This window comes from Microbacterium sp. NRRL B-14842 (genome assembly GCF_050470785.1).
The window spans coordinates 379,195-405,670 of the sequence record NZ_JBFLUM010000001.1 but is presented as its reverse complement, the minus strand read 5'-3'; the positions used below and the strand labels follow the sequence as shown (position 1 = coordinate 405,670).

General features: G+C 71.6%; 22 protein-coding genes. 10 read left to right on the top strand and 12 right to left on the bottom strand.

All coding sequences use genetic code 11. The features are described from left to right. Positions 1–4 precede the first annotated feature (4 nt). From AB1285_RS01985 to AB1285_RS01965, 5 genes are all read right to left on the bottom strand, one after another. Complete coding sequence (locus AB1285_RS01985) at positions 5–1,411, bottom strand: DUF6716 putative glycosyltransferase (RefSeq protein WP_370428630.1); 1,407 nt, start codon at positions 1,409–1,411, stop codon at positions 5–7. Continuing rightward, positions 1,408–2,280: an N-acetylneuraminate synthase family protein gene (locus tag AB1285_RS01980; RefSeq protein ID WP_197971849.1), complete on the bottom strand. Its 873-nt coding sequence runs from the start codon at positions 2,278–2,280 to the stop codon at positions 1,408–1,410. The genes AB1285_RS01985 and AB1285_RS01980 overlap by 4 nt, the downstream gene beginning before the upstream one ends. A 93-nt stretch (positions 2,281–2,373) precedes the next feature. Continuing rightward, positions 2,374–3,534 carry a cytidylyltransferase domain-containing protein gene (locus AB1285_RS01975; protein ID WP_370428629.1) on the bottom strand — a complete coding sequence of 387 codons (1,161 nt, stop codon included), beginning with the start codon at positions 3,532–3,534 and terminating at the stop codon, positions 2,374–2,376. 11 nt (positions 3,535–3,545) lie between these two features. After that, positions 3,546–4,910 (bottom strand): polysialyltransferase family glycosyltransferase, encoded by a 1,365-nt coding sequence (locus tag AB1285_RS01970; protein ID WP_370428628.1) that lies wholly within the window; start codon positions 4,908–4,910, stop codon positions 3,546–3,548. Continuing rightward, positions 4,907–5,887, bottom strand: a complete 981-nt coding sequence (locus AB1285_RS01965) for a glycosyltransferase family 2 protein (RefSeq protein WP_370428627.1) — start codon at positions 5,885–5,887, stop codon at positions 4,907–4,909. Before AB1285_RS01965 ends, AB1285_RS01970 begins: the two co-directional genes overlap by 4 nt. 368 nt (positions 5,888–6,255) lie before the next feature. On the opposite strand from AB1285_RS01965, the gene AB1285_RS01960 reads away from it, so the two are divergent. Both AB1285_RS01960 and AB1285_RS01955 read left to right on the top strand, forming a co-directional pair. Further along, positions 6,256–7,182 (top strand): hypothetical protein, encoded by a 927-nt coding sequence (locus tag AB1285_RS01960; RefSeq protein ID WP_370428626.1) that lies wholly within the window; start codon positions 6,256–6,258, stop codon positions 7,180–7,182. A 9-nt stretch (positions 7,183–7,191) separates the two neighbouring features. Continuing rightward, a complete protein-coding gene (locus tag AB1285_RS01955) occupies positions 7,192–7,482 on the top strand; it encodes a DUF4229 domain-containing protein (protein ID WP_259954334.1) in 291 nt (96 codons plus the stop codon). A gap of 228 nt (positions 7,483–7,710) precedes the next feature. Here the strand turns inward: AB1285_RS01955 and AB1285_RS01950 are convergent, their stop codons facing one another. From AB1285_RS01950 to AB1285_RS01940, 3 genes are all read right to left on the bottom strand, one after another. Then, on the bottom strand, positions 7,711–8,679 hold the full coding sequence (locus tag AB1285_RS01950; RefSeq protein ID WP_187662303.1) for a 1,4-dihydroxy-2-naphthoate polyprenyltransferase: 969 nt from the start codon (positions 8,677–8,679) through the stop codon (positions 7,711–7,713). 36 nt (positions 8,680–8,715) lie between these two features. Further along, the gene (locus tag AB1285_RS01945; RefSeq protein ID WP_060922391.1) at positions 8,716–9,006 is read right to left on the bottom strand and encodes a DUF4287 domain-containing protein; all 291 of its coding nucleotides are present in this window, start codon (positions 9,004–9,006) and stop codon (positions 8,716–8,718) included. A gap of 62 nt (positions 9,007–9,068) precedes the next feature. Further along, entirely contained in the window at positions 9,069–9,527 is a 459-nt protein-coding gene (locus AB1285_RS01940) for an Lrp/AsnC family transcriptional regulator (protein WP_187662305.1), read from the bottom strand. 72 nt (positions 9,528–9,599) lie between these two features. Between AB1285_RS01940 and AB1285_RS01935 the strand changes: the two genes are divergently transcribed. Then, entirely contained in the window at positions 9,600–11,051 is a 1,452-nt protein-coding gene (locus tag AB1285_RS01935) for a DUF6421 family protein (RefSeq protein WP_370428625.1), read from the top strand. 102 nt (positions 11,052–11,153) lie between these two features. After that, entirely contained in the window at positions 11,154–11,813 is a 660-nt protein-coding gene (locus tag AB1285_RS01930) for an SDR family oxidoreductase (protein WP_366237511.1), read from the top strand. Positions 11,814–11,839: 26 nt separating this feature from the next. On the opposite strand, the gene AB1285_RS01925 is transcribed toward AB1285_RS01930, so the two are convergent. Further along, a complete protein-coding gene (locus tag AB1285_RS01925) occupies positions 11,840–13,279 on the bottom strand; it encodes an MFS transporter (RefSeq protein ID WP_370428624.1) in 1,440 nt (479 codons plus the stop codon). Between the two features lie 60 nt (positions 13,280–13,339). Here AB1285_RS01925 and AB1285_RS01920 point away from each other — a divergent pair, with 60 nt between their 5' ends. Next, the gene (locus AB1285_RS01920; RefSeq protein WP_370428623.1) at positions 13,340–14,407 is read left to right on the top strand and encodes a threonine aldolase family protein; all 1,068 of its coding nucleotides are present in this window, start codon (positions 13,340–13,342) and stop codon (positions 14,405–14,407) included. A 90-nt stretch (positions 14,408–14,497) separates the two neighbouring features. Here the strand turns inward: AB1285_RS01920 and AB1285_RS01915 are convergent, their stop codons facing one another. Beyond that, positions 14,498–16,276, bottom strand: coding sequence for a hypothetical protein (locus AB1285_RS01915; RefSeq protein ID WP_370428622.1), 1,779 nt, complete (start codon positions 16,274–16,276; stop codon positions 14,498–14,500). 222 nt (positions 16,277–16,498) lie between these two features. Then, positions 16,499–17,104: a DUF4916 domain-containing protein gene (locus AB1285_RS01910; protein ID WP_268776644.1), complete on the bottom strand. Its 606-nt coding sequence runs from the start codon at positions 17,102–17,104 to the stop codon at positions 16,499–16,501. Between the two features lie 66 nt (positions 17,105–17,170). Here AB1285_RS01910 and AB1285_RS01905 point away from each other — a divergent pair, with 66 nt between their 5' ends. Beyond that, positions 17,171–17,851: an alpha/beta hydrolase gene (locus AB1285_RS01905; RefSeq protein WP_187662312.1), complete on the top strand. Its 681-nt coding sequence runs from the start codon at positions 17,171–17,173 to the stop codon at positions 17,849–17,851. On the opposite strand, the gene AB1285_RS01900 is transcribed toward AB1285_RS01905, so the two are convergent. After that, positions 17,824–18,099 (bottom strand): hypothetical protein, encoded by a 276-nt coding sequence (locus tag AB1285_RS01900; RefSeq protein WP_280564930.1) that lies wholly within the window; start codon positions 18,097–18,099, stop codon positions 17,824–17,826. The two genes, AB1285_RS01905 and AB1285_RS01900, sit on opposite strands and share 28 nt — an antisense overlap. Before the next feature lie 283 nt (positions 18,100–18,382). Here AB1285_RS01900 and AB1285_RS01895 point away from each other — a divergent pair, with 283 nt between their 5' ends. From AB1285_RS01895 to AB1285_RS01880, 4 genes are all read left to right on the top strand, one after another. Further along, a complete protein-coding gene (locus AB1285_RS01895; RefSeq protein WP_370428621.1) occupies positions 18,383–20,065 on the top strand; it encodes an ABC-F family ATP-binding cassette domain-containing protein in 1,683 nt (560 codons plus the stop codon). A 150-nt stretch (positions 20,066–20,215) separates the two neighbouring features. Continuing rightward, entirely contained in the window at positions 20,216–24,799 is a 4,584-nt protein-coding gene (locus AB1285_RS01890) for an ATP-dependent helicase (protein WP_370428620.1), read from the top strand. Between the two features lie 46 nt (positions 24,800–24,845). Continuing rightward, on the top strand, positions 24,846–25,643 hold the full coding sequence (locus tag AB1285_RS01885; RefSeq protein WP_370428619.1) for an EI24 domain-containing protein: 798 nt from the start codon (positions 24,846–24,848) through the stop codon (positions 25,641–25,643). Beyond that, a complete protein-coding gene (locus AB1285_RS01880) occupies positions 25,643–26,416 on the top strand; it encodes a DNA-formamidopyrimidine glycosylase family protein (RefSeq protein WP_370428618.1) in 774 nt (257 codons plus the stop codon). The genes AB1285_RS01885 and AB1285_RS01880 overlap by 1 nt, the downstream gene beginning before the upstream one ends. The last annotated feature ends 60 nt before the right edge of the window (positions 26,417–26,476 follow it).

The window sequence follows — 26,476 nt, the reverse complement described above, 5'->3', positions numbered from 1 at the left end:
CAGGTCAGCGGCGGATCGAGTCCCGGAACGGGTTCGGTTCGAGCGTGTAGTCCGTGGTCGGGTCCGCCCAGGTGTCCTGGGCGGACCGGTGGCGGCCCGAACGCAGGGCGGAGAGCGCATGCGTCGCAGGCACGCCTGCGGCGAGCGCGAGGCGGCCGGTGAGGGAGCGGTCCGCGCGGCCGAGCACGCTCGCGCGATGCCAGGCCTCGTGCAGCGCCCCGCCCCGGGCCGCGGGCACCCGTCGATGCGGCAGAGCGCCGGCCCGACGCAGCGCCACGAACTCCTGCACCCGATCCCACCAGTCCGCCTCCGACTCCGGGTGGAAGTAGTTGTCGCGGAGCCAGGACGGGTGCGGGTGGCGGAACCGGCCGGCGACGACCTCGCCCGCGCCGCCCAGCAGACCGCTGCCGATGAAGACCGTGTTGAGGAGACTCTTGTGCACCCCGAAGCGGTCGAGCGCGATCACGGGGACCCCGTGGGCCAGCGCCTCGACCGCCGCCGTCGAGCTCACCGTGACCAGACCGGCGGCGGACTCGAGCGCGGTCGCCATCGGCGCGTGCGAGAACACGAGGTTCGCCGGGCGGCCCGCCGTGAAGAGACGGGTGTACGGATCACGGTCGAGGTGGGTCTCGGCCTCCCCCGGCCGGGACCGCACCTTGACGACCACCCGGCGCGACGGATCGGCCTCCGCGGCGCGCACGAGGATGGCCGCGATCGCTGCGCGCTCCTCCGGCCGTCGGGGCACGAGGGCCTGCGCGGCGAAGACGACGTCCGTCGCCCCGGGCCGACGGACCGCCGCGGGTGCTCCGTCGACAGGACGTTCCGCCAGAGCGATGCCGCCCGCACCCCCGGAGAGCACTCCGGCCGCCGCGGACTCCCGGAGACGGCTGCCACTCCACCGCTCGCGACCCCGCGCGAAGGGCAGGGTCGCCAGAGCGAGCGGCGTCCGCACCCCGATGCGCTCGCCGAGCTCGGCGAAGGCACGGCGCTCGCGGTGCGAGTGCACGATCAGCAGGTCGGTGTGTCGCCGGTAGTCGAGCGCCCCGCGCTGGGCGGGGATCGCCATGCCGGGGAGCCCCGAGACGGTCACCGGACGATGCCCCAATGCATCGACGACTCGGCCCAGGAGGCGGACGAACGGTCCCCGCCCGGCGAGCAGCACCACGTCCGGGCGCTGGACTTCGAGCCATCCGGCCACGCGCTCGAAGTCGAGCCGGGTGACGTCGGCGGCGCCCAAGCCGGTGCCCGCCAGCGCCGCATCCTGCTGCGCGACGCTCACCGTCAGCGGCGTGCGCACCAGCAGGAGCTGCGACCGCAGGTCGGGCACGGCCCCCAGCAGCGATGCGGCCCACTTCACGAACGAGTCGGCGTCCGCGATGGCGACGACGCGCATCCCGGCGCCGGCGGTCATGCGGGCACGCGGCGGAGCTTCGCCATCGGCGCCCGCTCGCTGTCGAAGACGCGCTTGACGCCGTCGCCCACCGCGCTCTCGATGACGCGGATGTCGCGGACCAGGTGTTCCAGGCCCCCGGGCTCCAGGGATGCGGCGTGATCAGAACCCCACATCGTCCGATCCAGGGTGATGTGGCGCTCCACGGCGACGGCTCCCATCGCGACCGCGGCGAGGGAGATCTGCAGGCCGCGCTCGTGTCCCGAATAGCCGACCGGGATCCCCGGATAGCGGTCCCGCAGGGTCGCGATCACCCGAAGGTTCGCCTCCTCGGGCTCGAGCGGATAGGTCGAGGTCGCGTGCATGAGGACGACGCGGTCGGTGCCGAGCGTGTCCAGCGCGCGGTCGATCTGCTCCATGGTGGACATGCCCGTCGAGAGGATGACCGGCTTCCCGGTCTCGCGCAGCGCGACGAGCAGCTCGGTGTCGGTCAGACTCGCCGACGCGACCTTGTGCGCCACGACGTTGAGGTCTTCGAGGAAGGCGACGCTCGGCACGTCCCACGGCGAGGCGAACCAGTCCAGGCCCTGCATCGTCGCGTGGTCGCCGATCTCGACGTACTCGTCGCGGCCGAACTCCACTCGGCGCCGGTAGTCGAGGTAGCTCATGGTGCCCCACGGCGTCTCCCGCGGCACGTCGCGCATGTGCTCCGGGGTGGAGATCTCGGGCGTGCGCTTCTGGAACTTCACCGCGTCCGCGCCGGCTCGGGCCGCGACGTCGATGAGGCGCTTGGCGATGTCGACGTCGCCGTTGTGGTTGAGGCCGATCTCCGCGATGACGTAGGCGGGACGGCCGCCGCCGATCACGTGTGATCCGATGCTGACAGTCATGATTCCTCCGGTCGTCGAACGGTCAACCACCCCGTCCTTCCTGAGTACGGGCCGCGGGTGAACACCGATCGACCGGACGGTTACCGGGGGCGGTCAGCTCGACAACACCCGTTCGACGAGCTCCCGCACGGCCCCGTCCCCGCCTCGCCTCCCCAGCACGACGCGCGCCTCCGCACGGACGAGCGGGTGGGCGTTCGCGACGGCGACCGGCCAGCCCACGACCCGCATGGCGGGAAGGTCGTTGACGTCGTTGCCGAGGTAGGCGATGTCGGCGAGCGCCACATCCTGCGCCTGCGCCCACTGCCGCAGCGCGGCCTCCTTGTCGGCGATCCCGTGCAGGACGGGGACGCGGAGCTTGTCGGCTCGGGCTCGCACCACGGAGTTCACCTCGGTAGAGAGGATCAGCATCGGCACCCCCGCCCGCCGCAGGAGCGAGACGCCCATCCCGTCCTCCCGGCTGACCCGCACCCGCTCTCCGCCATCCGCGTCGATGATCGCCGTGTCGTCGGTATGCACGCCGTCGAAGTCGGTGACCACGGCGCGGACGGGGATCCGCACCGGGCTCTCATGCAGAACGGCAAGGGCCCGTGCGGCCTGAAGCTGCGCGGCATCGTCGATCTCGATCGCGGTCTCCTCGGACACGGGGGCGATCCCGATCCGCCCGAAGAAGCGGTGGCGGTGGGTGCGGAATCCGTCGACCCGGAACACGTAGAAGGCTCCGGTCTCCAGATAGTGCGGCTCTCGGTCCTGGCGGCGAGGGCGGTGGCCGGCCTCGTGGTTGATCGCCTCGGCCGTGCCGTCGGCTCCCCGGCGCCAGAGGAAACCGTAGGTCTCGACGGCGGAGAAGACGCTGTCGGACTCTCCCTGCTGCACCTCGGCGACGGCATCGGCCAGCGCGGCGCTCGGGAGGAAGGGCGACGTGGCCTGCAGGAACGCGACGACCTCGAACCGCTCACCCTCGCGCTCCAGCTCATCGAGCGCATGGAGGATCGCCGCCTCCGAGGTCGCGGTGTCTCCGGAGAGCTCGGCCGGTCGCCGGATCACCCGCGCGCCCGCCTCCTCGGCCGCCACGGCGATCTCGTCGTCGTCGGTCGAGACGATCACGAGGTCGAAGCACGCCGCCGCCCGCGCAGCGTGCACGGCTCTGGCGACGAGGGGGACACCTCCCACACGCTCGAGGTTCTTCCGCGGGATCTGCTTCGATCCGCCCCGCGCGGGGATGATCGCCACCGCCGTCTGCAGGCGCTCGTCCATGTCGTGTCTCCTCATCGTCCGCGGATCTCCCGCCAGGCACGGCCCACGCGGCGTCGGGCGCCGACAGCGGTCAGCCGCCATTCCTCTATCCGTCCCACCCCGCCGCGCGGAGCCAGCAGGCGGCGCACGCCCCGCGGCGCCGACCCCCCGGGGAGGGCGAGCGCGGTCAGCCGGTCCGGTGCGAAGTACCGCCGACGCTCCTCGCGGTCGAGGCCGTCGAGCAGCTCCTCCGCCCTGGCTCGAAGGTGCCCCGCGATCTCCGGTTGCATCGTGTAGCCCACCGCGTCCACGAGGAGCTGCAACCGATCCGGATCGGCGTAGGGGGAGAGCGTCCGTGTGAGCGCATCGACGATCGTCAGGGGGATGCGGTTGCTGTTCTCCACCGGGGTCAGGGTGCGGAGCAGCTCCGTCGCGCCCGCGGCGCCGATCCTCCGCCCGAATAGGGTGCGGACCGTGGGCAGAGCCGTCGAGAAGGTCGCCACGACGGCGCGCGCGTCGAGGCGCTCCGCCAGGAGTTCGGCAGCCAGACGACCGCGGTCCTCCACGAACGCCAGACCGCGACTCTCCGCGTGCGCGCGCACGGCGCGGGCGAGCTGCGGCGGTGCTGCGGGATGGGGCTTGAAGACGATGCGCCCCGGGTGCTCTTCCGCCGCCCGGTCGACCAGGCGCTGCTGGAGCGCGACCTCCTCCGTCGCGGTCATCAGACCGAGGGCCGCGAGGTACTGTCCCAGCACGAGCACGGTCGCCGGTCCTGCGGCGGTCGACCCTCGCGACGACTCTCCCGTCTCCTGCAGCGCTGCCGCGAAGGGCTCCGGAGGCACCGGGACCGCCACCGCGTGCGGAGAGGCCACCAGCGGACGGACGCCGGGCACCACGTCGGCGTACACGACCCGTTCGATCCGCGCCGTGACCGCGTGCGGCAGCCGTACCCGCATCGGCGCGTAGGTCATGAGGCCGTCGCCGACGATGGTCACCCGCGCCTCGGGGAACACGGAGAGGAGAGTACGGGCCGGTGCGACCTGGGGGCTCTGCACGAACAGCTCGATCTCCCGCGGGTCGAGCCGCCACGCTCGCGCGAGGAGTCGCCCCAGCACGGGGAGGTCGGCGTCCGCGGGTTCCCAGGCGCTCGGATGCAGGGGTCCCAGCACGTCGGCCAACGGCTCGACACGATGGAACCGGCCGCGGAGGGAGTGCAGCGCGGGATCCGTGTCGATGCCGACGACCGTCTCCGGGACCCGCGACGAGGTGAACGGCACGAGCACCCGCTCCGGGGCGCGAGCGCCCGCGCCGGAGCCCGCGTCGAGCAGGCCCGCATCGATCGCGGCGGCCGCGGTCGCGAGTCCGTAAGCGCTGTGCAGGGCGAAGAGGCGGGTCATGTCGCGTGGCCTCCGCCGCGCAGGCTGCGCGCGAGCACCCGACGTCGCGGACCATCGAGCCGGGCGAGCACCGTGGCGACCTCCGCCGCCGGGAGGTCGTGCAGCAGCGCGCGGATCCGCCTCCGCATCTCGCGACGCACGGGTGGCGCCATGCGCCGCGAGCGCACCAGGTGATGCGCGCTGAGGGCGAGCGCGGTCCAGACGGCCTTCGGGAGGAAGCGGTCGGCATCGCGGTCTTTCCGGACGAGCTCGATCACCTCCGCCAGCGCGGGGGCGAAGTCGAGCTGGCGGCGGTCGTGCACCTGCGTGAGCGACGTCTCGACGCCTCGGCGGTAGAGCAGCGCCGGGGCGTCCACCACGGCGAACGAGGCCGCGTCCAGATGCAGGCGCCAGATCCACGGGCGGTCCTCGGCCGTGAAGAGGCCGGAGGGGAACGCGGCGAGCCCCCGGTCGAGCAGACGGCGGTGCAGGAGTCCCGCCCAGGCGAAGGGGTAGTCCACCATGCTCGGCTCATCGACCGGAAGGATCGCCTCCCGGGGTGGCACGACCCGCTCCCTCCACGGATACGGAGCACGGACGAGCGCACGCCGCGTCCCGGTGACGGTGACATGATCCGTCCGGAGGAAGTCGCACCGGAGCTCTCGCAGGCGCGCGGCGAGGACCGCGAGGCGCTGCGGCTGCATCCAGTCGTCCCCGTCGACGAAGCAGAACGCCTCGCCCTCGACGTGGGCGAGCCCCTGGTTGCGTGCCGACGCCAGCCCGCGCGGCTCGGCGTTCCGCAGCACCTGGGCGTGCGGGAACCGCTCCGCATAGTGCGCCATGAGCGCGCCGGTGTCGTCGCGGGAGCCGTCGTCGATGGCCACGAGCTTCAGAGCGGCGGGATCGTCGAACTGCCGGGTGAGCGTCTCGAGGGTGGTGCCGATGTACGGGCCGGCGTCCTTCGCAGGCAGGATGACGGTGACGAGGGGCGTGCGCACGGAGCTCCCGGAGTGGGCGATGGGCTCGTCATCGTGGCAGGCGACGGTGGCCGGAGAGCGACCGTGCGGTGAACGTCCGGTGACGCGCGAGGTGAACGCTGAGGTGTGGCCCGCACCCGAACGAGCCACACCCCCAGTGCGTTGCACTGCCGGATGCGAACACCCGGTGAACCGTCACCGTGAGGCGACGGCCACCTCGCGGCGGTACTGGCCCCCACCAGCGAACCGCGAGGCGTCGTCGAGAGCGACTCCATGAAGATCAGCACTCAACACGTAACACGATACAACCGTCTGTTCGATCGCGCGAATCGACCTAGGTCAATCCGTGAAAATTCGCGCCGAGCCTCCGGATCGGCGACGATGGACGGATGCGGTGGCCCTGGAGCACGATGTGGCGCCCGATGTGGCGGCGCCAGCGCGTCGGAGGCATCGAGCTGCGCTGGCTCACGGCACGGTCGTGGACCCAGCGCTGGTACCCCCAGGGCATCGACGTCGGCGAGCGCCGCGGACGACGCGCTCTCGCGGTGAGCTGGTTCCGACAGGACCCGTCGGGGCGCCACCTCGCCTCGCGCGTGACCCTCGTGGATCGCGAACGCGCCCGCCGCCTCGACATCGTGCTGGCCGTCGCCGACGACGACGGCGTCCTGCAGCCCGCACCGATCCATGCGGGAGGACTCGCCTGGTTCGGCGACCGCCTGTTCGCGGCGGCCACCGGGCAGGGCATCTGGGAGTTCGACCTCGGTGCACTCCGGCGGGTGCACGGCACCGAGGCACAGCGGATCCGAGGAGGCACGAGCCGCCGCGATCGGCGTACGACGGTGGCGGCCGTGCGGACCCGTCGCCACCCGGTGACGCTGCGGTGTTCCTTTCTCGGTCGCGTGTTCGACGAGGACGGGACGCCGCTCCCCCGCGTGCTCATCGGCGAATACCGCGGCCAGGAGACGGGAGCGGTCGGCGAGTTCACCATCCCCCTCGCACCCGACGACGGCTTCGTCGAACTCGAGCGCTTCACTCCGGGCATCCGGCACATGCAGGGAGCCGTGCGGTGGGGTGACCGCTACCTCGTCTCGCAGTCCGATCACCTCCGGCCCGGGGTGCTGTGGTCCGGCGGCCACGATGCACTCACCCGGCACCCGATGGCTCTGCCCGTCGGCTGCGAGGATCTGGCCCTCGACCCCGACGACGAGCTGCTGTGGACGCTGGGTGAGCATCCGTGGCGGCGCGTGGTGAGGGGCATCCCCTTCGTCAGCCTCGGGCTCCGGGTTCCCGGCGGGGCCACGGGACCGCGAACGTAGACTGAGGGGGTGAAGAAGCCCGCCCCCCTCCTCGTCTACACCGTGCTGCGCCTGCTGGCGTTCCTCGTCCCGCTGGCCATCCTGTGGTTCTTCTTCCCGATCTTCCGCGAGTTCTGGTGGCTCGCCGCGATCTTCGCCGCCCTCATCGGCGCGAGCATCTCGATGCTCTTCCTGCGCACCCCGCTCTCGGACGCCTCCGCCCGCCTGCACGAGCGCCGGCAGGGCAAGGTCTCCGGACAGCAGGCCGACGCCGACGCCGAAGACGAACTCGTCGACCGCTCCCCCGACGAGCGCCCCTGACGCCCTCTTCCGTCGCGCACCCGCGCACAACTTCGGAGATCCGCCGCGGCACGCCGCCCGCGCGGTCATCAACGCGGCGTGTCGTCCACCGTCTCCGAAGTCGTGACCGGCCCTGTCCGCGTCTCCATTGTTGGACTCGGTCTCAAAACTCTCGGCTAAGCCATAGGTTCGACCGACATCTCGGCCCCCTGTGCAGGGGTCACCGGGAACGGGAGACGGGGAGCGGAGTCAGCCGGCGAAGGCCCAGAACAGGGCGCCGGCGTAGAGCAGCGAGGTGAGCGACGTCAGCGCGAGGGCGATGACCAGTTCCCGCGGTTGACGGTAGGTCCAGACGATCACGATCGCGGGAAGCCCGGCCAGCAGCGCGAGCAGGGAGATCCAGGCGATCGGGAATAGCAGCGCGAGGAACACGGCGATGCCGAACGGCACGAGCACGAAGAGCGTGAAGAGGACCTGCGTGGCGCGGCGGCCGATGAGGACCGTCAGGGTGCGCTTGCCGACCTCGCGGTCCTGATCGATGTCGCGGAGGTTGTTGGCCAGCAGCACCGCGCAGGCGAACAGTCCGGCGGCGATCGCTCCCAGCCAGGCCTGCTGCGGGAGCATGAAGACCTGCACCCACGTGGTACCGAGGGTGGCCACGAGCCCGAAGAACACGAAGACGAAGACCTCGCCGAGGCCGTAGTACCCGTAGGGCCGCTTCCCGCCGGTGTAGAACCAGGCGGCGACGATGCAGGCCGCGCCGACCGCGAGCATCCACCACTGCCCGGTGCGGACGACGATCGCCACACCGACCACGGCGGCGAGCGCGAAGAAGACGAGGCCGATGACGAGCACCGTGCGCGGCTTCACGCGGCCGGAGGCCGTGAGCCGCGCCGGGCCGACCCGATGGGCGTCGGTGCCGCGGATGCCGTCGCTGTAGTCATTGGTGAAGTTCACGCCGATCTGCAGCAGGACCGCCACAGCGAGGCACGCGAGCGCAATCACCCAGTGGAACTCCGGACCCGTACTACGTGCGGCCCCCGTGCCGATGACGACGGGGGCGATCGCGAGGGGCAGCGTGCGCAGACGCGCCGCACCGATCCAGTCGCCGATCGTCACGGGACCCGCTTCGACGACCGGCCGTTTGGCCGGGTTTCCGCTGGTGCGCGGCGGGGTGCGCCGACCGGACTTCTTCTTGCGCTGGGAGGATGCTGCCACCCACGGAATCCTAGTCGTCGCGGCGAGGCGGCGAGCTCAGCGGTGCGGGTTGCTGTCCTTGCCGTCGAGCCAGAGCTCGTCGGTCTTGTCGGCGTGCGCCCCGGTCGTGCCGACGTGTTTGTCGCTGATCTTCGGCCCCTTGAGGATGACGTGGACCATGGCCTGCGCGTGGCCGTGACCGAGGCCGTACTCCTGCTTGAGCCAGTTGAGGACGACGGTGGATTTCGTGCTCTCGTCGAACCCCTGCTCGTGGGCGAGGGCGATGAACTGCCGCGGCGTGAGGCCGGTCTGGGTCTCGACCTTGTCGAGGTATGCCTGGAAGGACATGGTTCTCTCCACTCTCCGTCCCCGTCGAGGAACGTCTGGATGATGATCCCACGTCGCCCGGTCTACTCGGCGGACGCGACCGGGATGATGGGCCGGTGCTCGTAGTAGGTCTGCAGGACCACGGTCGTGCGGGTGCTCACGTTCGCCGCGAGCCGGACATCGCGGACGAGCTGTTCCAGGTCGCGCGGCGTCGGTACGCGGACGAACAGCATGTAGCTCGCGTCCCCGGCGATGGAGTGACACGCCTCGATCGCGTCGAGGTGCTCCAGGAGCTCGGGGGCGTTGTCGGGCTGGGCCGGATCGAGCGGCGTGATCTCGATGAAGGCGGACAGCGGAGTCCCCGCCTGCTCCGGGTCCAGGATCGCCCGGTAGCCGGTGATGACGCCGCGGGTCTCGAGTCGCCGCAACCGGGACTGCACCGCCGACACGGACAGCCCGACGGCCTCGGAGAGCTGGGACAGCGTCGCCCTCCCGTCACGGGAGATGGTCGCCAGGATCGCACGGTCGACAGAATCATCCATAGCTGTAAGATTATCGTCAGGATTCCGTTATCACCGGAATCTTTCCGTTTTTCACTGCGATCGGAGGTTCCGATGTCCCTCGTTTCCGCCAACAGTTCCGCTGTTCAGGCCATCGTCGGCGAACCCGAGGTCGTCGAAGATGCGTCGATCGTCGAAAACTCCGCCGCCTGGGCGCAGCTCAAGCAGGCGACGATCGCCATCCGCGAGCTGCAGATCAAGGACGGCTCGATCCCTGGCGCTTCGACAAGCTCGGCGACCCTGGACCAGGCGACCGCGCTGGTCGGGGAGATCACCGCCGCGATCCGGGCCCTCGCCCCCGCCTTCCCCCACGACGCGGAGTACCTCTCCGCCTCCATCGCCGACTTCGAGCGCTGGGCGGCCGAGGGCTTCGGCGTGCCGGACTTCCTCGACTCGCTCGTGGCCTTCCAGCCGCAGCAGCATCGCGTCGACGGCATCCGCCACCTCGTGGTCTTCCCGATGTACACCCAGAACGGCTCGAGCGACCGCCTGGTCGAGGCGCTCATCGTCGAGACCATCTGGCCGGAGTTCATCGCCGCGCTCGAGGCCGGCGATTACGGCAACAAGCTCTTCGTCTCGCTTCGGCTCGTGGACTTCACGCCCGGCTACGACACGAACTCCGCCGTGCTCTTCCCGGAGACCGTCGCCATGCGCGAGATCCCGACGTTCACCTGGGGCGCGATCTTCCAGGACCGCGAGGCCGCCCGCTACCGCCGCGTGGTCCGTGCGGCCTCGGAGATCACCAACCTCGACCTCCCCGAGCGCGCGGCGGCGATGCTGGAAGACCAGGAGGTCGCCGAGAAGACCTTCGTGATGTGGGACATCATCCACGACCGCACCCACATGCGCGGAGACCTGCCCTTCGACCCGTTCATGATCAAGCAGCGGATGCCGTTCTTCCTCTACTCGCTGGAAGAGATGCGCTGCGACATGACGGCGTTCCGTGAGTCGGTGAAGATCGAGCGGGCGCTGGATGCCCGGGTCGCCGCGGGCGAAGAGCTCACGGAGACCGAGCGGGAGATGCACGAGTACGCGCACCTCGTGCAGTACGCCGTGATCTTCGACCGCATCTTCCGCTTCGCCATCACCGGCACGCGCGTGCGCAACTACGACGCGGTGGGCGGCCAGCTCCTGTTCGCGTGGCTGCACCAGCGCGGCGTGCTGCACTGGACCGACACGGCGCTCGCCTTCGACTGGGAGAACGTGCCGGACGCCGTCGTGGCGCTCGGTGACGCGATCGACGACCTGTACTGGCACTCGATCGACCGCCCCAAGGTCGCGCACTGGCTCGCCGCCTACGAGCTGGTCCGCAGCACGCTGACGCCGCACCCCGCGTCGCAGTGGGCCCGCGGACTGTCGGACGAGATCCTCGCCGGGGCACCGAAGGGCTACACGGACGCGGTCCTGGACGACGAGTTCCCGCTGTCGATGTTCTTCGAGACGCTCGACAAGAAGATGAAGCCGGTCATCGAGTCGACGGTCGGCATCCGCGGCACGGACGACTGATCCGCACCGCTCCGTTGTGACGCTGGGGCGCACCACCTCTGCGGCCGGAGACCCGGATCCCGGGTCCGGCCGCAGAGGCATCTCCGACCGAGAGGACACCGCATGACGACGCCGACGAGCCGGGAAGCGCAGGGCCGCGTGGTCGTGCTGGCGGGGGCCACGAGCGCAGCGGGACTGGCGGCGACGAGGGCCTTGCGCGATGCCGGCGCCCGGGTGGTCGCCACCGGCCGTACGTCCGAGCGACTACGCGCCCTGGCCGAGGCGGGCGCCGAGACGGCGGTCGCCGACGCGACCTCCCTCGCCGACATGACGGCGCTCGCCGGGCGGCTCGAGACGGTCGATGCGGTCGTGCCCCTCGTGGGCGGGTGGCGAGGTGGAGGCGGACTCGCCGGGCAGACCGACGAGGACTTCGCGGCGCTGCTCCCGGCGCTGGAAGCGGTGCGGGCGACGAGCCGGGCCTTCGACGGCCGTCTCCGCGCCTCGGCCGCCGGACGGTTCGCGATCGTGTCGTCCACCGCCGTCGCACGGCCCCTCGCCGGCGGAGCGAACTACGCGGCGGTCAAGGCGGCGAGCGAAGCCTGGACCCGTGCCGTCGCCCAGGGGTACGCCAAGACGGCCCGCGAGGCCGACGAACCGCTGCGCGCCGCTGCCGTCGTGTTCCGCGCCAAGGCGCTCGATCCCGATGCCCTCGCCGCGCGTCTCGTCGGACTCTGGGACACCGGCGCCGCCGACCTCAACGACCGCGTGCTCGACCTGGGCTGAGTCCCGGTCCGCGCCGTCATTCGCCGTCACCGGGACTCGGGCGGTATCCCGGGGACGATCGGCGGGGCGTCGCGATGCGTGTCCGGCCTGTCGTTCACCCCTTCCGCGTCGTCGACGGCGGGATCCTGAGCCTGCGCCTCCTCCGGTGCCGGATCCGGGGCGGTGGCGTACAGCTCGGTGAGGGTGCGGTACGACCGGGTGAAGAAGGCCAGGCTCGCGGCGACCACCATGATCAGCCCCGCGAAGAGGCAGATCAGTGCGATGCCCCGCGCCTCGCCTTCGCCGAGGAGCCACCCCCACTGCCGCTGCCCCTGCGCGCTGTCCATGTACGGGATCACGAGGAACTCGGCGATCGGGGCGATGAGGAAGGCGGTGATCGGAGCCGCCGCCGCTTCCATCGCGGCCGCAGTACCGAACACCCGTCCCTGGCGCGCGAACGGCACGACCTTCTGGATGACGGTCTGCTCCGCGGCCTCGACGGGCGGCACGAGCGCCATGTACACCCACATGCCGAGGACGTACAGGGGCCACCACTCGCGCAGCATGAAGATCGCGCCGAGGAGCCCCATCGCGATCACGACGAGGAGCATCGTGCGGACGGGCTTCCTGCCGAGGCCGAACTTGGCCACCAGTCCCCCACCGATGAGGAAACCTGTCGAGGCGAAGGCCAGGGCGAACCCCCACATCTGCGCGTCGAACAGCGTGAGTCCGTACGGATCCATGAGCGCCATGTAGACGCCGCCGATGAGGTTGTTGAAGGTCGAGAAGACGATGAGCGCGAACAGTCCGGGCGCCTGGCGGATCGCCTGGACGCTGCCGCGGAAGTCGACGGCGCTCTTCGCCTCCGGATCGACCTCGGGCTCCGCCTCCGGTATCCGGATGAACAGCAGGTGCGCGAACGTGAGGGCCATCGCCGCGATCGCGATTCCCAGCGTCCACCCCATGCCGAGGAAGCCGATCGACAGGCCGGAGAAGACGCTCGTGACGAGGAACGCGATCCCCTGAACGGTGCCGACGAGACCGTTGGCGTTGGCCCGTTTCTCCTCCGGCACCAGCAACGTCACCGTCGTGGACAGCGCGATGTTGCGGAGCTGCTCGATCACCCCGCCGAACAGGATGACGCCGGAGAAGAGCCAGAACCACGGTCCGCCGAGGTCGAGCAGGGAGGCCTCGGGCTGCCAGAGGTAGAGCACGCCTGCGACGAGGAACGCCGCCGCGGAGATGACGCTCGACAGCAGCATGACGCGGTGCTTGCGGTGCCGGTCGACGATGGTGCCGAACATCATCGCGAAGAACGCGACGAACAGCATGTACGCACCACCGATGATGCCCGTGGCCAGCACGGACCGGGTCTCGATGTAGACCCAGAACGTGAGGGCGAACCACAGGAAGCTCGTCGTGACGTTGGCGATCAACGTGTTGACGAGGACGTTCGCGAAAGCGGTCTTCGCCGCGCTGCGCTCCATGGGTTCGAGGGTAGAGCGGGCTTCCGACATCCGGTAGGGGAAGGCGATTAGGCTTGTCCGGTGAGCATCCCGCACGACCCCGCCATCCGGGGCTTCGCCAGTGACAACTACTCCGGCATCCACCCCGAGGTCCTGGCGGCCCTCGCGGCCGCGAACGGGGGCCACCAGGTGGCCTACGGCGAGGACGCCTACACCGCCCGCCTACAGGAGGTGTTCCAGGCGCACTTCGGCGACACCGCCGCGGCGTACCCCGTGTTCAACGGCACCGGGGCGAACGTCACCGGCCTGCAGTCGATGCTGCCGCGCTGGGGTGCCGTGATCGCGGCCTCGACCGCCCACATCAACGTCGACGAAGGCGGAGCGCCCGAGAAGATCGGCGGCTTCAAGCTCCTCACCGTCCCCACCGACGACGGCAAGCTCACCCCCGACCTCATCGACCGCGAGGCCTGGGGCTGGGGCGACGAGCACCGCGCGCAGCCGCTGGTGGTCTCGATCACGCAGTCCACCGAGCTCGGCACGCTGTACACGGCGGAGGAGATCCGCACGATCGCCGGTCACGTCCACGCGCGCGGCATGAAGCTCCACGTCGACGGCGCGCGCCTGTCGAACGCGGCCGCCGCCCTCGACCTCCCGCTGCGGGCGTTCACGACCGACGTCGGGGTGGACGTGCTGACCTTCGGCGGCACGAAGAACGGCGCGATGCTCGGCGAGGCCATCGTCGTGCTGAACCCGGAGGCCGCCGTCGGCCTCAACTACGCGCGCAAGTTCAACATGCAGCTCTCGTCGAAGATGCGGTTCGTCTCGGCGCAGCTCATCGCCCTGCTCGACGGCGACCTGTGGCTGCGCAACGCCCGGCACGCCAACGCCATGGCGGCCCGGCTCCGCGGGCGGATCGAGGACGGTCTCGCCGACGGGTCGATCGTCGGAGTGGAGTTCACGCAGCCGACGCAGGCGAACGGCGTGTTCGCGACTCTGCCGGAGGGCGTCGCCGATCAGCTCCGCGACGTGTTCCGCTTCTACGACTGGGACGCCGCGCGCCGCGAGGTGCGCTGGATGTGCGGCTTCGACACCGAGGAGTCCGACGTGGACGCCTTCGTCGACGCCCTCGCCCGCCTCACGCGCCCCTGACACCCCGGGTTCGCGTCGAGACCCCGGGGCGCTCGCACGTCTACGCCGGGGTGTGGGCGCGAAACCGGGGTCTCGGCGGGAGAAGGTCGCCTAGCGCTTCGACTTGCGGTAGCCGGCCTTGACGGCGGCGCTCTCCGTGGAGAAGCACGCCTCCGGCTTCGTCTTCGCGTAGTACGCCCCGCTCCGCACGTGATAGATCATCGACTGCGCGTTGCCCTTGATGGGAGCCCACGCGGGGCAGTTCCAGGTCGAGATCGGCGTGGTGCGCCCCGGATAGACGACGGCGGCCGTACGAGCCGATGTGCGCGCGGCGGAGATGTAGCCGCTCTTCGTGCCGGTGACCCGGACCGTGATCCTCGCCTTCACCATCGCCGGGGTGACGACGAGCGTCGAGCCGGTCGCACGGGAGATCGCCCGCCCGTTCATGTACCACTGGTAGCTCAGCCGGGTGCCGCTCGTCCAGGTGTACGGGACGGCCGTGAGGCGGGAGCCCACGATCGCGGATCCGGTGATCCGAGGCGTCGGTGCGGACAGGATCCCCTTCACCGCGGCCGTCGGCTTCGAGCGCCGTGATGCGGCGGCGTACCCGGCTTTGGTCCCGGAGACGACGACGGTCACCGTCTTCACGGCCGCCGACGACGGAAGCGTGAACGAGGCCGCGGTGGCTCGTGCGACAGCGGCACCGTTGATGTACCACTGATACGTCAGCCGTGTCCCCGCCGTCCAGGTTCCGGTCCTGACCTTGAGGGTCTGCCCGACGGTGGGCGTGCCCGTGATCGACGGTGTCGGGGAGACGAGCGGGCGGAGCACCGCGGCCGTCGCAGCCGAGCCGACCGTCGCCGACGCGAAGGCGGCCTTCTTCCCGGTCACCCTGACGGTGATGCGCGTCCCCGCGTGCGCCGTCGTCAGCGCGAGGGAGGAGGCCGTCGCCTTGGCGATCGCCTTTCCGTTCGCGTACCACTGGTAGCTGAGCGCGGCACCCGCGGTCCAGGCCCCCGGAAGCGCTCGAAGGGTCTGTCCGACGACGGGCGTACCGCTGATCGTGGGTACCGAGGTCTCCATGCGGTGCAGCGCCTCGAGTGCGGCATCGATCCCCGGCCGCGCCTCCCCTGCAGCCAGCACGAGCGGCCGCGCCTTCTCGAATCGAGATGCGTCCTGCCACCACTCCGAGACCGCGCCCGCGACCGACGATACGAAGGCGACGCGATACTCGCCCGCCGGCAGCCCTCCGACCGCGAACGTACCGGCGTCCGTCACGACGTTGGCGGCGGTGACCGCGGCCCCGGCTCCGGCCACCGGGTAGACGGCGACGACGACCCGCTGCCCGGTGATGTCCACGCCGGTCGGCGCGGTGAGGCGCCCGGAGACGAGGGCGGAGCGCTCGAGCACCACGTCGCGCACGAGCCCGTCGGGCCCCACGGACACGACCTCGCCGGCCTGCGGGCCACCCTGATCGAAGACGGCGCGTCCCTCCGACACCACACCGAGGACGACGTCGCCCTGCGGGACGCGCAGGGAGTACGACCCGTCTGTCACGCCGACGGCCGCGAGCGGGGAACCGGCATCCGCCCCGGGTGCATAGGCCGCGACGAAGGTCCGTCCCGTGCTCAGATCGATGCCGTCCGGGAACGTGACCTGTCCGGAGACGACGGCGGAGCCATCCGGATCCGTCTCACCGGGAGCGGCGGCGATCTCCGCGGCCGCTTCCACTGCCGTGGGAAGCGCTTCGGCGACCCCGGGGAAGGCCGGGTCGGGCGCAACCGCCGCGCCGGCGGGGGCCGCGACGAAGACGAGCCCGGAGGCGAGGAGCGCGGCGGCGACCGTGACGGCCAGCGCGCGGAGGGTGCGGAGAGGAGCGGCGAACGCCATGAGCATCCTTCGGGACGGACGCGGTCGACGACCGCGCGGATCAGGGCGTTCTGAACAGATCACCTTCGTCATGAATACCGCTCCCGCGCTCCGAGGACAAGCTCGGATTCCGGCCCCTTTCGCCGAGACCCCGCGCCGCCGTCGAAACCCCGCGTTCCGCGCGGGTCGAGCCCGGGGTCTCGACGCGAAGCCGGGGTCTCGGCGGGGAGGGCGCGAAGAGGGTCAGCGGAGGAGGCCGAGGCTGGCGAGCGCGTGCCGGATGAGGGTGCCGCGGCCGCCCTCCATCTCGGCGGCGACGGCATCGGAGGCCGCGGCCTCCGGGGAGAACCACGTCACCTCCAGCGCGTCCTGACGCGGCTCGCACGTGCCGGTCACAGGCACCACGAAGGCGAGGGAGACGGCGTGCTGACGGTCGTCGTGGTACGCGCTCACCCCCGGGATCGGGAAGTACTCGGCCACCGTGAACGGCAGGGGCTGCGGCGGCAGCAGCGGAAACGCCATGGGTCCGAGGTCGTTCTCGACATGACGGAACAGCGCGTCGCGGATCGTCTCTCCGAAGCGCACGCGGCCCGACACGATCGTGCGCGTGATCTCGCCGAGCGGGGTGGAGCGCAGCAGCACGCCGATCTCGGTGACCTGACCGGAGCCGTCCGTGCGCACGGGGATCGCCTCGACGTAGAGCATCGGCAGGTGGCGCCGCGCCTCCTCCAGCTCGACGTCGCTCAGCCAGCCGGGGTTCGCGTCCGGGCTCGGCGGGTTCGCGTCGCGGAACGAACCGAGGCCCTCGTCGTCGGGCTCCGGCTCCGGATCGGGTGTGCGCACCGCCATGCCTCCTTTCTACCAGCCGTCCTCGTCGATGGGGAGCACCGGCGCGAGCCCTGGCAGGATGACGGTGTGACCGAGAACCTGACGATCGACGCTGCCGCGACGCGCTGGTCGCCCCCTGACCCCGCCGGGCTCCCGCTGCTCGTCCTGCTGCACGGGTACGGCGCCGACGAGCACGACCTCTTCGGCCTCGTCCCGTATCTGCCCTCCGGCATCGCCGTGGCCTCAGTCGCTGCTCCGCTCGCCCCGCCGTGGCCGACCCCCGGTCGCTCCTGGTACCCGATCGAGGGGCTCGACGGACGCAGCTCCGCCGCCGTCACCCTCGCGGCCGAGGCGTTCCTGCGCTGGCTCGACGAGGCCGCGGCGGACGCGCCGTCGGTGGCGCTGCTCGGGTTCTCCCAGGGTGCCGCGGTATCCCTCCAAGCCCTGCGGCTCGCGCCCGAGCGGTTCGGTGCGGTCGTCGCACTGAGCGGGTACGCCGCCCCGGACGCCCTTCCCCAGGACGAGCATCTGGCGGAGGTCAGCCCTCCGGTGTTCTGGGGCCGCGGCACGCACGACGACGTCATCCCCGCACCGCTGATCGCCCACACGGCGCAATGGCTCCCCGCGCACACGACCCTCTCCGGTCGCGTCTACAGCGGTCTCACCCACAGCATCTCCGAGGAGGAGCTCGGCGACGTGCACCGCTTCCTCACGACCTGGGTCGCGGGGATCGACGCGGATCAGGCGGAGGGGCCTCGGCCGTCCTGAGTGTCGTCGCCGGAGTCCGGGTCGTCGACGGCGTCGGCGCCGTCCGACCCTTTCTCAGTGCTGCCTCCCGATCCGCGGAAGGCCACGGACAGCGCGATGCCGATGGCGACGCCGAAGACGAGGCCGAGGGCCCAGTTCTGCAACGCGACGCCCATGGAGACACCGATGGCCGTGCCGACCGCGAGACCGATGCCGAGGCCGGTCCTGGCGCGCATCTCCTCCGGGCTGGGGTTCCGATCGTCTGCCATGCCTCCACGGTAGAAGCCCGCGAGCGCCCCCGCATCCCCCGCGCGACGGACCCGCGACACGCCCGGGAGTTGCACGACGCGACACGCCCGGGTATCGTCGTGGCGTCCTGTCCGCCGTGTCTGGAAGTCCTTTGATCTGAATCGTCGCCTCCGCGCCCCTCTTCTCGCGCGCTGACCCGACGATCGCCGACTCCCCGGCAGACGCCCTCCTCCGCTTCCGTGACTCCACGGCCCGGCAGGGGCTCGGTGTCAGTGCACCCTCGCACTCGACAGGAGACACCCCATGTCACACCCCTCTTCCTCGCACGCCTCGGTCGTCCTCGACCGGCTCTCCTTCACCTGGCCGGACGGCACGGTCGCGCTCGACGGCGTCTCCGGAGCCTTCGGTGCCGGGCGCACGGGCCTCGTCGGCCGCAACGGCGCCGGCAAGTCCACCCTGCTCCGACTGATCGCCGGGGAACTCGAGCCCACTTCCGGATCCCTCAACACCTCGGGCGAGGTCGCCTTCCTCCCCCAGCAGCTCACGCTCGACGTGGACCGCCGGGTGTCCGACCTCCTCGGAGTGACGGCGGCCCTCGACGCCGTGCGCGCCATCACGGCGGGCGACGTCGACCCGGCGCACTTCGACGCGGTCGGCGACGACTGGGACATCGAGGCACGGGCGGAGGCTTCCCTCGCGGAGGCCGGGCTCGTCCCCGCGTTCCTCGACCGCACGGTCGGCGAATTGTCCGGCGGGGAGGCCGTGCTCGTCGCGATCGCCGGGATCCGGCTGCGGCGGGCACCCATCACGCTCCTCGACGAACCGACGAACAACCTCGATCGCGACGCCAGGGCCACCCTCGCCGCGATGGTGCAGTCGTGGAAGGGCACGCTCATCGTCGTGAGCCACGACCTCGCACTGCTCGAGCTCATGGACGACACCGCCGAGCTCTACGGACGGAACCTCTCGGTGTTCGGCGGGCCGTACTCCGAATGGCGCGCGTGGCTGGATGCGGAACAGGACGCGGCGAAGCAGGCCGAGGTCGCCGCCGCCCAGGTGCTCCGCAAGGAGAAGCGGCAGCGGATCGAGGCCGAGGTCAAGCTCGCTCACCGGGCCCGCACCGCCAAGAAGGCCGAGGTCGAGAAGCGCGTTCCGAAGATCATCGCGCACGGTCGGAAGATGGCCGCCGAGGTGTCCGCAGGGAAGCTGCGCACCGAGGTCGGCGCGAAGGAGGACGCGGCACGTGCGGCACACGATGCGGCGGGACGGCGGGTGCGGTCCGACGCATCGATGAAGATCGAGCTTCCGGATCCCGACGTGTCGCGGAGCCGGCGGATCGCCGAGCTGAGCGGGCCCGAGCGGTCGTGGGTGATCCAGGGGCCGGAGCGCGTGGCCCTCGTCGGACGCAACGGCGCCGGCAAGACGACCCTGCTGGAGCGGCTGGTCGACGGGGCCGTGCACAACTCAGGAGAAGAGGCGCCGGAACGTCCGAATCCGACGCCGGAGGCGGAGATCGGGCGCGATCTCCTGAGTTGTGAACGGCCGGAGCTCCGGGCGGAGGCGCTCACTGACCGGATCGGCTACCTCCCGCAGCGCGTCGACGGTCTCGACGAGAGCCTCTCCGTCTTCGCGAACGTCGCCGCCGCGGCACCGCAGGTCCCGGAGAAGGAGCTCCGCAACCGGCTCGCGCGGTTCCTCATCCGGGGCGGGACGGCCGACCGCCCGGTGTCCGCGCTGTCCGGCGGGGAGAGGTTCCGGGTCGCTCTGGCCCGGCTGCTCCTCACGGATCCGGCTCCGCACCTCGTCGTCCTCGACGAGCCGACGAACAACCTCGACCTCGACACGGTCGACCAGCTCGTCGAGGCGCTGCGGGCCTACCGCGGCGCGGTGCTCGTGGTGAGTCACGACGACGCCTTCCTCGACCGGCTCGACCTCGACCTCACGCTCGAGATCGACGCGGACGGCGTGCTGCAGGAGGTCGTGTGACCTCGTCATCCATTCCGTCTGCACGACCCTTGTCCGCCTGCACGACCGGAACCACGGTTCGGTCGTGCGGGCGGGACCGGGTCGTGCGGGCGGGAGAGGGGGCTGTCAAGGTCCGAGCCGGATGTCGGTGGGGTCGGGAATGATGGAGGCATGAGCGACGTGCTCGACCGCTTCACCCCGGCCACACAGGACTGGTTCCGGGGTGCCTTCACCGCACCCACACCGGCCCAGGCGGGCGCGTGGGAGGCGGTCTCCGCCGGCAAGCATGCCCTCGTCGTGGCGCCGACAGGATCCGGCAAGACGCTGTCGGCGTTCCTCTGGGCCATCGACAGCGTGTTCCGCGAGCGCGCCGACGCGCCGGAGGAGCCGAAGAAGGACGGGTCCCGGACGCGGATCCTCTACATCTCCCCGCTCAAGGCCCTCGGCGTGGACGTGGAGCGCAACCTGCGTTCGCCGCTCATCGGCATCGGGCAGTCCGCCCGGCGGCTCGGCCTCACCGCCCCCGGCATCACGGTGGGCGTCCGCTCGGGCGACACGACATCGAGCGATCGGCGCAAGCTCGTGTCCGATCCGCCCGACATCCTCATCACCACGCCCGAGTCGCTGTACCTGATGCTCACGAGCAGGGCGGGCGAGACGCTGCGCGACGTGCACACCGTCATCATCGACGAGGTGCACGCCGTCGCCGCCACCAAGCGCGGCGCGCACCTCGCGGTGAGCCTGGAGCGCCTCGACGCCCTCCGTCGCTCCCACGGTGCGGAGACCGCAGCGCAGCGGATCGGCCTGTCCGCCACCGTGCGCCCCATCGACGAGGTGGCGCGCTTCCTCGGCGGCGGTGATCCGGTCGAGATCGTCGCCCCGCCGGCATCGAAGACCTTCGAACTCGGCGTCGTCGTGCCGATGGACGACATGACCAACCCGCCGCCGCCACCCGGGGCCCCGCCGGAGGCGCCGGGCATCGACGCGGAGTACACCGAGGTCACCGGGTCGGTGTGGCCGCACGTCGAGGAGGCGATCGTCGACCGCATCCTCCAGAACAACTCGACCATCGTCTTCGCGAACTCCCGCCGCCTCGCCGAACGGCTGACCGGACGGTTGAACGAGATCTACGCGGAACGGATCGGCGTCGCGCTTCCGGAGCCGACCGTGCCCGCCGCGATGATGGCGCAGGCCGGGTCCACCGCGGGCGCCGATCCCGTGCTCGCCAAGGCCCACCACGGCTCGGTGTCGAAAGAGCAGCGTGCGCAGGTCGAGGAGGAGCTGAAGTCGGGCGTGCTCCGGTGCGTCGTCGCCACGAGCAGCTTGGAGCTCGGCATCGACATGGGTGCCGTCGACCTCGTGATCCAGGTGGAGGCGCCGCCGTCCGCGGCCTCCGGACTCCAGCGCGTGGGTCGCGCCGGGCATCAGGTCGGCGAGATCAGCCGCGCGGCCCTGTTCCCCAAGCACCGCGGCGACGTGCTGCACACCGCGATCGTGACGGAGCGGATGCTGGCGGGGAAGATCGAGGCGATCCAGGTGCCGCGGAATCCGCTCGACATCCTCGCCCAGCAGACCGTCGCGGCCAGCGCCCTCGGCGCCATCAGCGTCGAGGAGTGGTTCGAGACCGTCCGCCGTTCCGCCCCCTTCCAGTCACTCCCCCGTTCCGCCTACGAGGCCACGCTCGACCTGCTGGCCGGCCGTTTCCCCTCCGACGAGTTCGCCGAGCTGCGGCCGCGACTCGTCTGGGATCGCGATGCCGGCACGCTCACCGGCCGCCCGGGCGCACAGCGGATCGCGGTCACCAGCGGCGGCACCATCCCCGACCGCGGGCTCTTCGGCGTCTTCGTGGCGGGCGAGTCCACGGGCGCCCGAGTGGGCGAGCTCGACGAGGAGATGGTCTACGAGTCCCGCGTCGGCGACGTGTTCACCCTGGGGACCACGAGCTGGCGCATCGCCGAGATCACCCATGACCGGGTCAACGTCATCCCCGCCTACGGCCAGCCGGGAAAGGTCCCGTTCTGGCACGGCGACGGCATCGGGCGTCCGTTCGAGCTGGGCGAGGCACTGGGGGCGTTCTCCCGCGAGGTGTCCGCGGCGAAGCCGGAGAAGGCGGAGCAGCGCCTCATCGCCGCCGGACTCGACGAACAGGCGCGCGCGAACCTCCTCGCCCACCTCTCCGAGCAGCGGGAGGCCACGGGCACCCTGCCGACGGACCGCACGCTGACCGTCGAGCGCGGACACGACGAGGTCGGCGACTGGCGCGTCATCCTCCATTCCCCGTACGGCATGAAGGTGCATGCGCCGTGGGCGCTGGCGATCAACGCACGGGTGCGAGAGCGCCTCGGCGTCGAGGGCTCCGCGGTGGCGAGCGACGACGGCATCATCGTCCGCATCCCCGACGCCGAGTCGGAACCGCCCGGCGCGGAGCTGTTCGTCTTCGATCCGGATGAGCTCGAACAGCTCGTCACGCAGGAGGTCGGCGGCTCGGCGCTCTTCGCCTCCCGGTTCCGCGAGTGCGCCGCGCGGGCCCTGCTCATGCCGCGCACGAACCCCAACCGCCGGACGCCGCTGTGGCAGCAGCGCCAGCGCTCGGCGCAACTCCTCGAGGTCGCACGCCGGCATCCCACCTTCCCCGTCATCCTGGAGACCCTGCGCGAGGTGCTGCAGGACGTCTACGATCTGCCGTCGCTGCGCAAGCTCGCGACGAGCATCGCCGACCGCCGCATCCGCCTCGTCGAGACGCAGCCGGGGCAGCCGTCGCCCTTCGCGCGCGACCTCCTCTTCGGCTACGTCGGGGCGTTCATGTACGAGGGCGACTCACCGCTCGCGGAACGCCGCGCCGCCGCTCTCTCCGTCGACCCGGCGCTGCTGGGCGAGCTGCTGGGCACGGTCGAGCTGCGCGAGCTCCTCGACCCCGACGTCATCGCCCAGTTCGAGCGCGAGGCCCAGCGGCTCGATCCGGAACGCCGGGCGCGCGGCCTGGAGGGCGTCGCCGACCTGCTCCGACTGCTCGGCCCGCTCGATGCCGACGAGGTCGCCGCGCGCCTCGATCCCGACTCCACCGCCGGGGCGACCGCGGCGGCACTGCTCGACGACCTCGTGACCGCGCGGCGGGCCATCCCGGTCACGATCGCCGGGGTGTCCAGGGTCGCCGCGATCGAAGACGCAGGGCGCCTGCGAGATGCGCTCGGGGCCGCCCTGCCGACCGGCATCCCCGTCGCGTTCCTCGAGCCCCTGGCGGATCCTCTCGGCGACCTCGTGGCCCGTCACGCCCGCACCCACGGCCCCTTCACGACCACGGCCGTCGCCGAGCGGTTCGGCCTCGGCGCCGCCGTCGCGCGGCACACCCTGCAGCGCCTGGAGACGAACGGCCGCCTCACGAGCGGGTACTTCCTCCCCACCGCGGCCGGCAGCGGCGACGACATCGAGTGGTGCGACACCGAGGTCCTGCGGCGCCTGCGCATGCGGTCGCTCGCGGCGATCCGCGGATCCGTCGAACCCGTCTCGCCCGAGGCGTACGCGCGGTTCCTTCCGGACTGGCAGCATCTCGGTCGGCCCCTGGAGGGCATCGACGGCGTGCTCACGGTGATCGAGCAGTTCGCCGGCGTCCCGGTCCCGGCCAGCGCCTGGGAGTCGCTCGTCCTGCCATCGCGGGTGCGCGACTACTCCCCGGCGATGCTCGACGAGCTCACGGCCGCGGGCGAGGTGATCTGGTCCGGACACGGCACGCTCCCCGGGCGCGACGGGTGGGTCTCGCTGCATCCCGCCGATCTCGCCCCGTTCACGCTGCCCGATCCGGACGCGGAGATCGCCGCGGAGTCGCTCGAAGCGCGCCTCCTCGCAGCCCTCGCGGCGGGCGGCGCCTACTTCGCGGCGCAGCTCAAGGAGATGACCGGCGCCGAGAACGAGCAGTCCGTGCTGGAGGCGCTGTGGTCTCTGACCTGGTCGGGGCATGTGACGAACGACACGTTCGCGCCGATCCGCTCGCTGCTGACCGGCGGCTCCCAGGCCCATAAGGTCAAGCGCCGTGCTCCGCGTGCGCGCACCTATCGCGGCATGTCCCTCACGCGCACGGCTCCTCGACCGACCTCGATCGGCGGACGCTGGTCGTTGCTCCCCGAGGTCGAGACCGACCCGGCGCGCCGCGCGACCGTCACCGCCGGCCTGCTCCTCGACCGGTATGGCGTCGTCACCCGCGGCGCCGTGCAGTCGGAGGGCGTGCCAGGCGGGTTCGCGCAGGCGTACCGTGTGCTGGCCGGATTCGAGGAGGCGGGGCACTGCCGCCGCGGCTACGTGATCGAGAAGCTCGGCGCCGCACAGTTCGCGGCATCGGCCACGGTCGACCGTCTGCGGACCTACGCCGGTCTCGCCGATCCGCCGCCGCGGAAGGCCGTCACCCTGGCGGCCACCGACCCCGCGAACCCCTACGGCGCGGCGCTCGGGTGGCCGAAGCTCGAGGGCGTCTCGCATCGCCCGGGGCGCAAGGCCGGCGGGCTCGTGGTGCTCGTCGACGGCGCGCTCGTTCTGTCGCTCGAGCGCGGCGGACGGACCGTGCTGTGCTTCACGGACGACGAGGAAGTGCTGCAGGCCGCCGCCGCCGACCTCGCGACGACAGCCAGGGACCGCCGCCTCGACACCCTGACCGTCGAGAAGGTGAACGGCGAGGGGGTGTACGGCACGATCCTCGGGCGGGCTCTGCAGGAGGCGGGCTTCGTGCAGACGCCGCGCGGCTTCACCCTCCGCAAGGCCGTCTGACCCGGCCTCACCACGACCACCACCGATCCACCCCTACCCTGGAGCCATGATCCGAGAGTTCGCCGCCGGCGTCCGCACCCTGTTCCGCGGGTTCGGCGTGTGGCGCACCCGTCCGGGGCTGATGGCGCTCGGGCTCGTCCCCGCGATCATCGCGCTCGTCCTCCTCGCCGCCGTCCTCGTGCCGCTGATCCTGTCGATGCCCTCGCTGGCAGCCTGGCTCACCCCGTTCGCCGACGGCTGGGTGGAGCCCTGGCGTGGCGTCCTGCGGACCGCGGTCGGCCTCGTCGTGGTCGCCGCCGCACTCGCTCTGGCCAGCTCCGTGTTCAGCGCTCTCACCCTCACGATCGGCGACCCGTTCTACCAGCGCATCTGGCACGCCGTCGAGAAGGACCTCGGCGACCCGCCTCCTGCGGATGGCGGCAGCTTCTGGACGACCGTCGGCGAGGGCCTCCGGCTCGTCGTGCTCGGCATCCTGATCGCGCTCCTCGTGCTCCTCATCGGCCTGGTGCCCGGCGTCGGCGGTGTCCTCGGAGCGGTCTCCGGTGTCGTCCTCACGGGCCGCCTGCTGGCGCGGGAGCTGACCGGTCGCGCCTTCGACGCCCGTGACCTCAGCCCCGCCGCCCGCGCCGCGCTGTTCTCCGGCAGTCGCGCCCGCGTGCTCGGCTTCGGCGTCGCGACCCAGCTGTGCTTCCTGATCCCCGGGGGTGCCGTCGCCGTGATGCCGGCCGCGGTCGCGGGGAGCACGATGCTGGCGCGAGACATGCAGGCCCGCACTCCACTCGCCGCCGCCCAGTCGACGGCGAGGGCGGCCGTGCCGCACGACCGCACACCCGGGATCGCCTGATGCCCGAGGGCGATACCGTCTTCCGTACCGCACGCCGCCTGGACGAGGCCCTCGCGGGCGGGGAGGTCACGCGCTTCGACCTCCGCGTTCCGCGCTTCGCGACCCTCGATCTGACCGGCCAGCGGGTGCAGGGCGCCGTCCCCCGCGGGAAGCACCTGCTGCTGCGGATCGGCGAGAGCACGCTGCATTCGCATCTGCGCATGGACGGTGCGTGGTTCGTGTACCGGCCCGGTGAGAAGTGGCGGCATCCCGCGTTCAAGGTGCGGGCGATCGTCGGCACGGCCGAACGCGAGGCCGTGGGCGTGGACATCGCCGAAGTCGAGGTCGTCCCCACCCGCGACGAGGACGACCTCGTCGGCTACCTCGGCCCCGACCCTCTCGCGGCCGACTGGGATCCGATCGAGGCCGCACGGCGGCTCGGCGCCGACACCCGGGCCATCCACGTCGCGCTGCTCGATCAGCGCAACGTCGCGGGTTTCGGCAACGAGTACGCGGCAGAACTCCTGTTCCTCCGCGGAATCCTGCCGCCCACGCCGAGTCCCGAGGTCGACGTGGCCGCCCTTCTCGACCTGGGCGTGCGGACCATCCGCGCGAACCGCGACCGCCGCAACCGCACCTTCACCGGCATCGACCGCCCGGGGCAGTCCACATGGGTGTACGGACGCGCCGGACGCCCCTGCCGACGCTGCGGAACGCTCATCCGTCGCGGCGAGCTGGGGGCGGATCCCACCCGAGAGCGGATCACGTTCTGGTGCCCCCGGTGCCAGCGCTGAGCGGTATCCATCCGCGGGAATGAATCTCCCCCTCCCGTGGTTGTTGATATATCCGGAGAA

Excerpts from the sequence above, each read along its gene's own strand:
- AB1285_RS01910 (WP_268776644.1), bottom strand. The coding sequence starts at position 17,104 with ATGGCGGTGCGCACACCCGATCCGGAGCCGGAGCCCGACGACGAGGGC.
- AB1285_RS01940 (WP_187662305.1), bottom strand. The coding sequence starts at position 9,527 with ATGGATGATTCTGTCGACCGTGCGATCCTGGCGACCATCTCCCGTGAC.
- AB1285_RS01985 (WP_370428630.1), bottom strand. The coding sequence starts at position 1,411 with ATGACCGCCGGCGCCGGGATGCGCGTCGTCGCCATCGCGGACGCCGAC.
- AB1285_RS01930 (WP_366237511.1), top strand. The coding sequence starts at position 11,154 with ATGACGACGCCGACGAGCCGGGAAGCGCAGGGCCGCGTGGTCGTGCTG.
- AB1285_RS01975 (WP_370428629.1), bottom strand. The coding sequence starts at position 3,534 with ATGGACGAGCGCCTGCAGACGGCGGTGGCGATCATCCCCGCGCGGGGC.
- AB1285_RS01890 (WP_370428620.1), top strand. The coding sequence starts at position 20,216 with ATGAGCGACGTGCTCGACCGCTTCACCCCGGCCACACAGGACTGGTTC.
- AB1285_RS01960 (WP_370428626.1), top strand. The coding sequence starts at position 6,256 with ATGCGGTGGCCCTGGAGCACGATGTGGCGCCCGATGTGGCGGCGCCAG.
- AB1285_RS01885 (WP_370428619.1), top strand. The coding sequence starts at position 24,846 with ATGATCCGAGAGTTCGCCGCCGGCGTCCGCACCCTGTTCCGCGGGTTC.
- AB1285_RS01970 (WP_370428628.1), bottom strand. The coding sequence starts at position 4,910 with ATGACCCGCCTCTTCGCCCTGCACAGCGCTTACGGACTCGCGACCGCG.
- AB1285_RS01935 (WP_370428625.1), top strand. The coding sequence starts at position 9,600 with ATGTCCCTCGTTTCCGCCAACAGTTCCGCTGTTCAGGCCATCGTCGGC.
- AB1285_RS01895 (WP_370428621.1), top strand. The coding sequence starts at position 18,383 with ATGTCACACCCCTCTTCCTCGCACGCCTCGGTCGTCCTCGACCGGCTC.
- AB1285_RS01900 (WP_280564930.1), bottom strand. The coding sequence starts at position 18,099 with ATGGCAGACGATCGGAACCCCAGCCCGGAGGAGATGCGCGCCAGGACC.
- AB1285_RS01945 (WP_060922391.1), bottom strand. The coding sequence starts at position 9,006 with ATGTCCTTCCAGGCATACCTCGACAAGGTCGAGACCCAGACCGGCCTC.
- AB1285_RS01915 (WP_370428622.1), bottom strand. The coding sequence starts at position 16,276 with ATGGCGTTCGCCGCTCCTCTCCGCACCCTCCGCGCGCTGGCCGTCACG.
- AB1285_RS01880 (WP_370428618.1), top strand. The coding sequence starts at position 25,643 with ATGCCCGAGGGCGATACCGTCTTCCGTACCGCACGCCGCCTGGACGAG.
- AB1285_RS01925 (WP_370428624.1), bottom strand. The coding sequence starts at position 13,279 with ATGGAGCGCAGCGCGGCGAAGACCGCTTTCGCGAACGTCCTCGTCAAC.
- AB1285_RS01980 (WP_197971849.1), bottom strand. The coding sequence starts at position 2,280 with ATGACTGTCAGCATCGGATCACACGTGATCGGCGGCGGCCGTCCCGCC.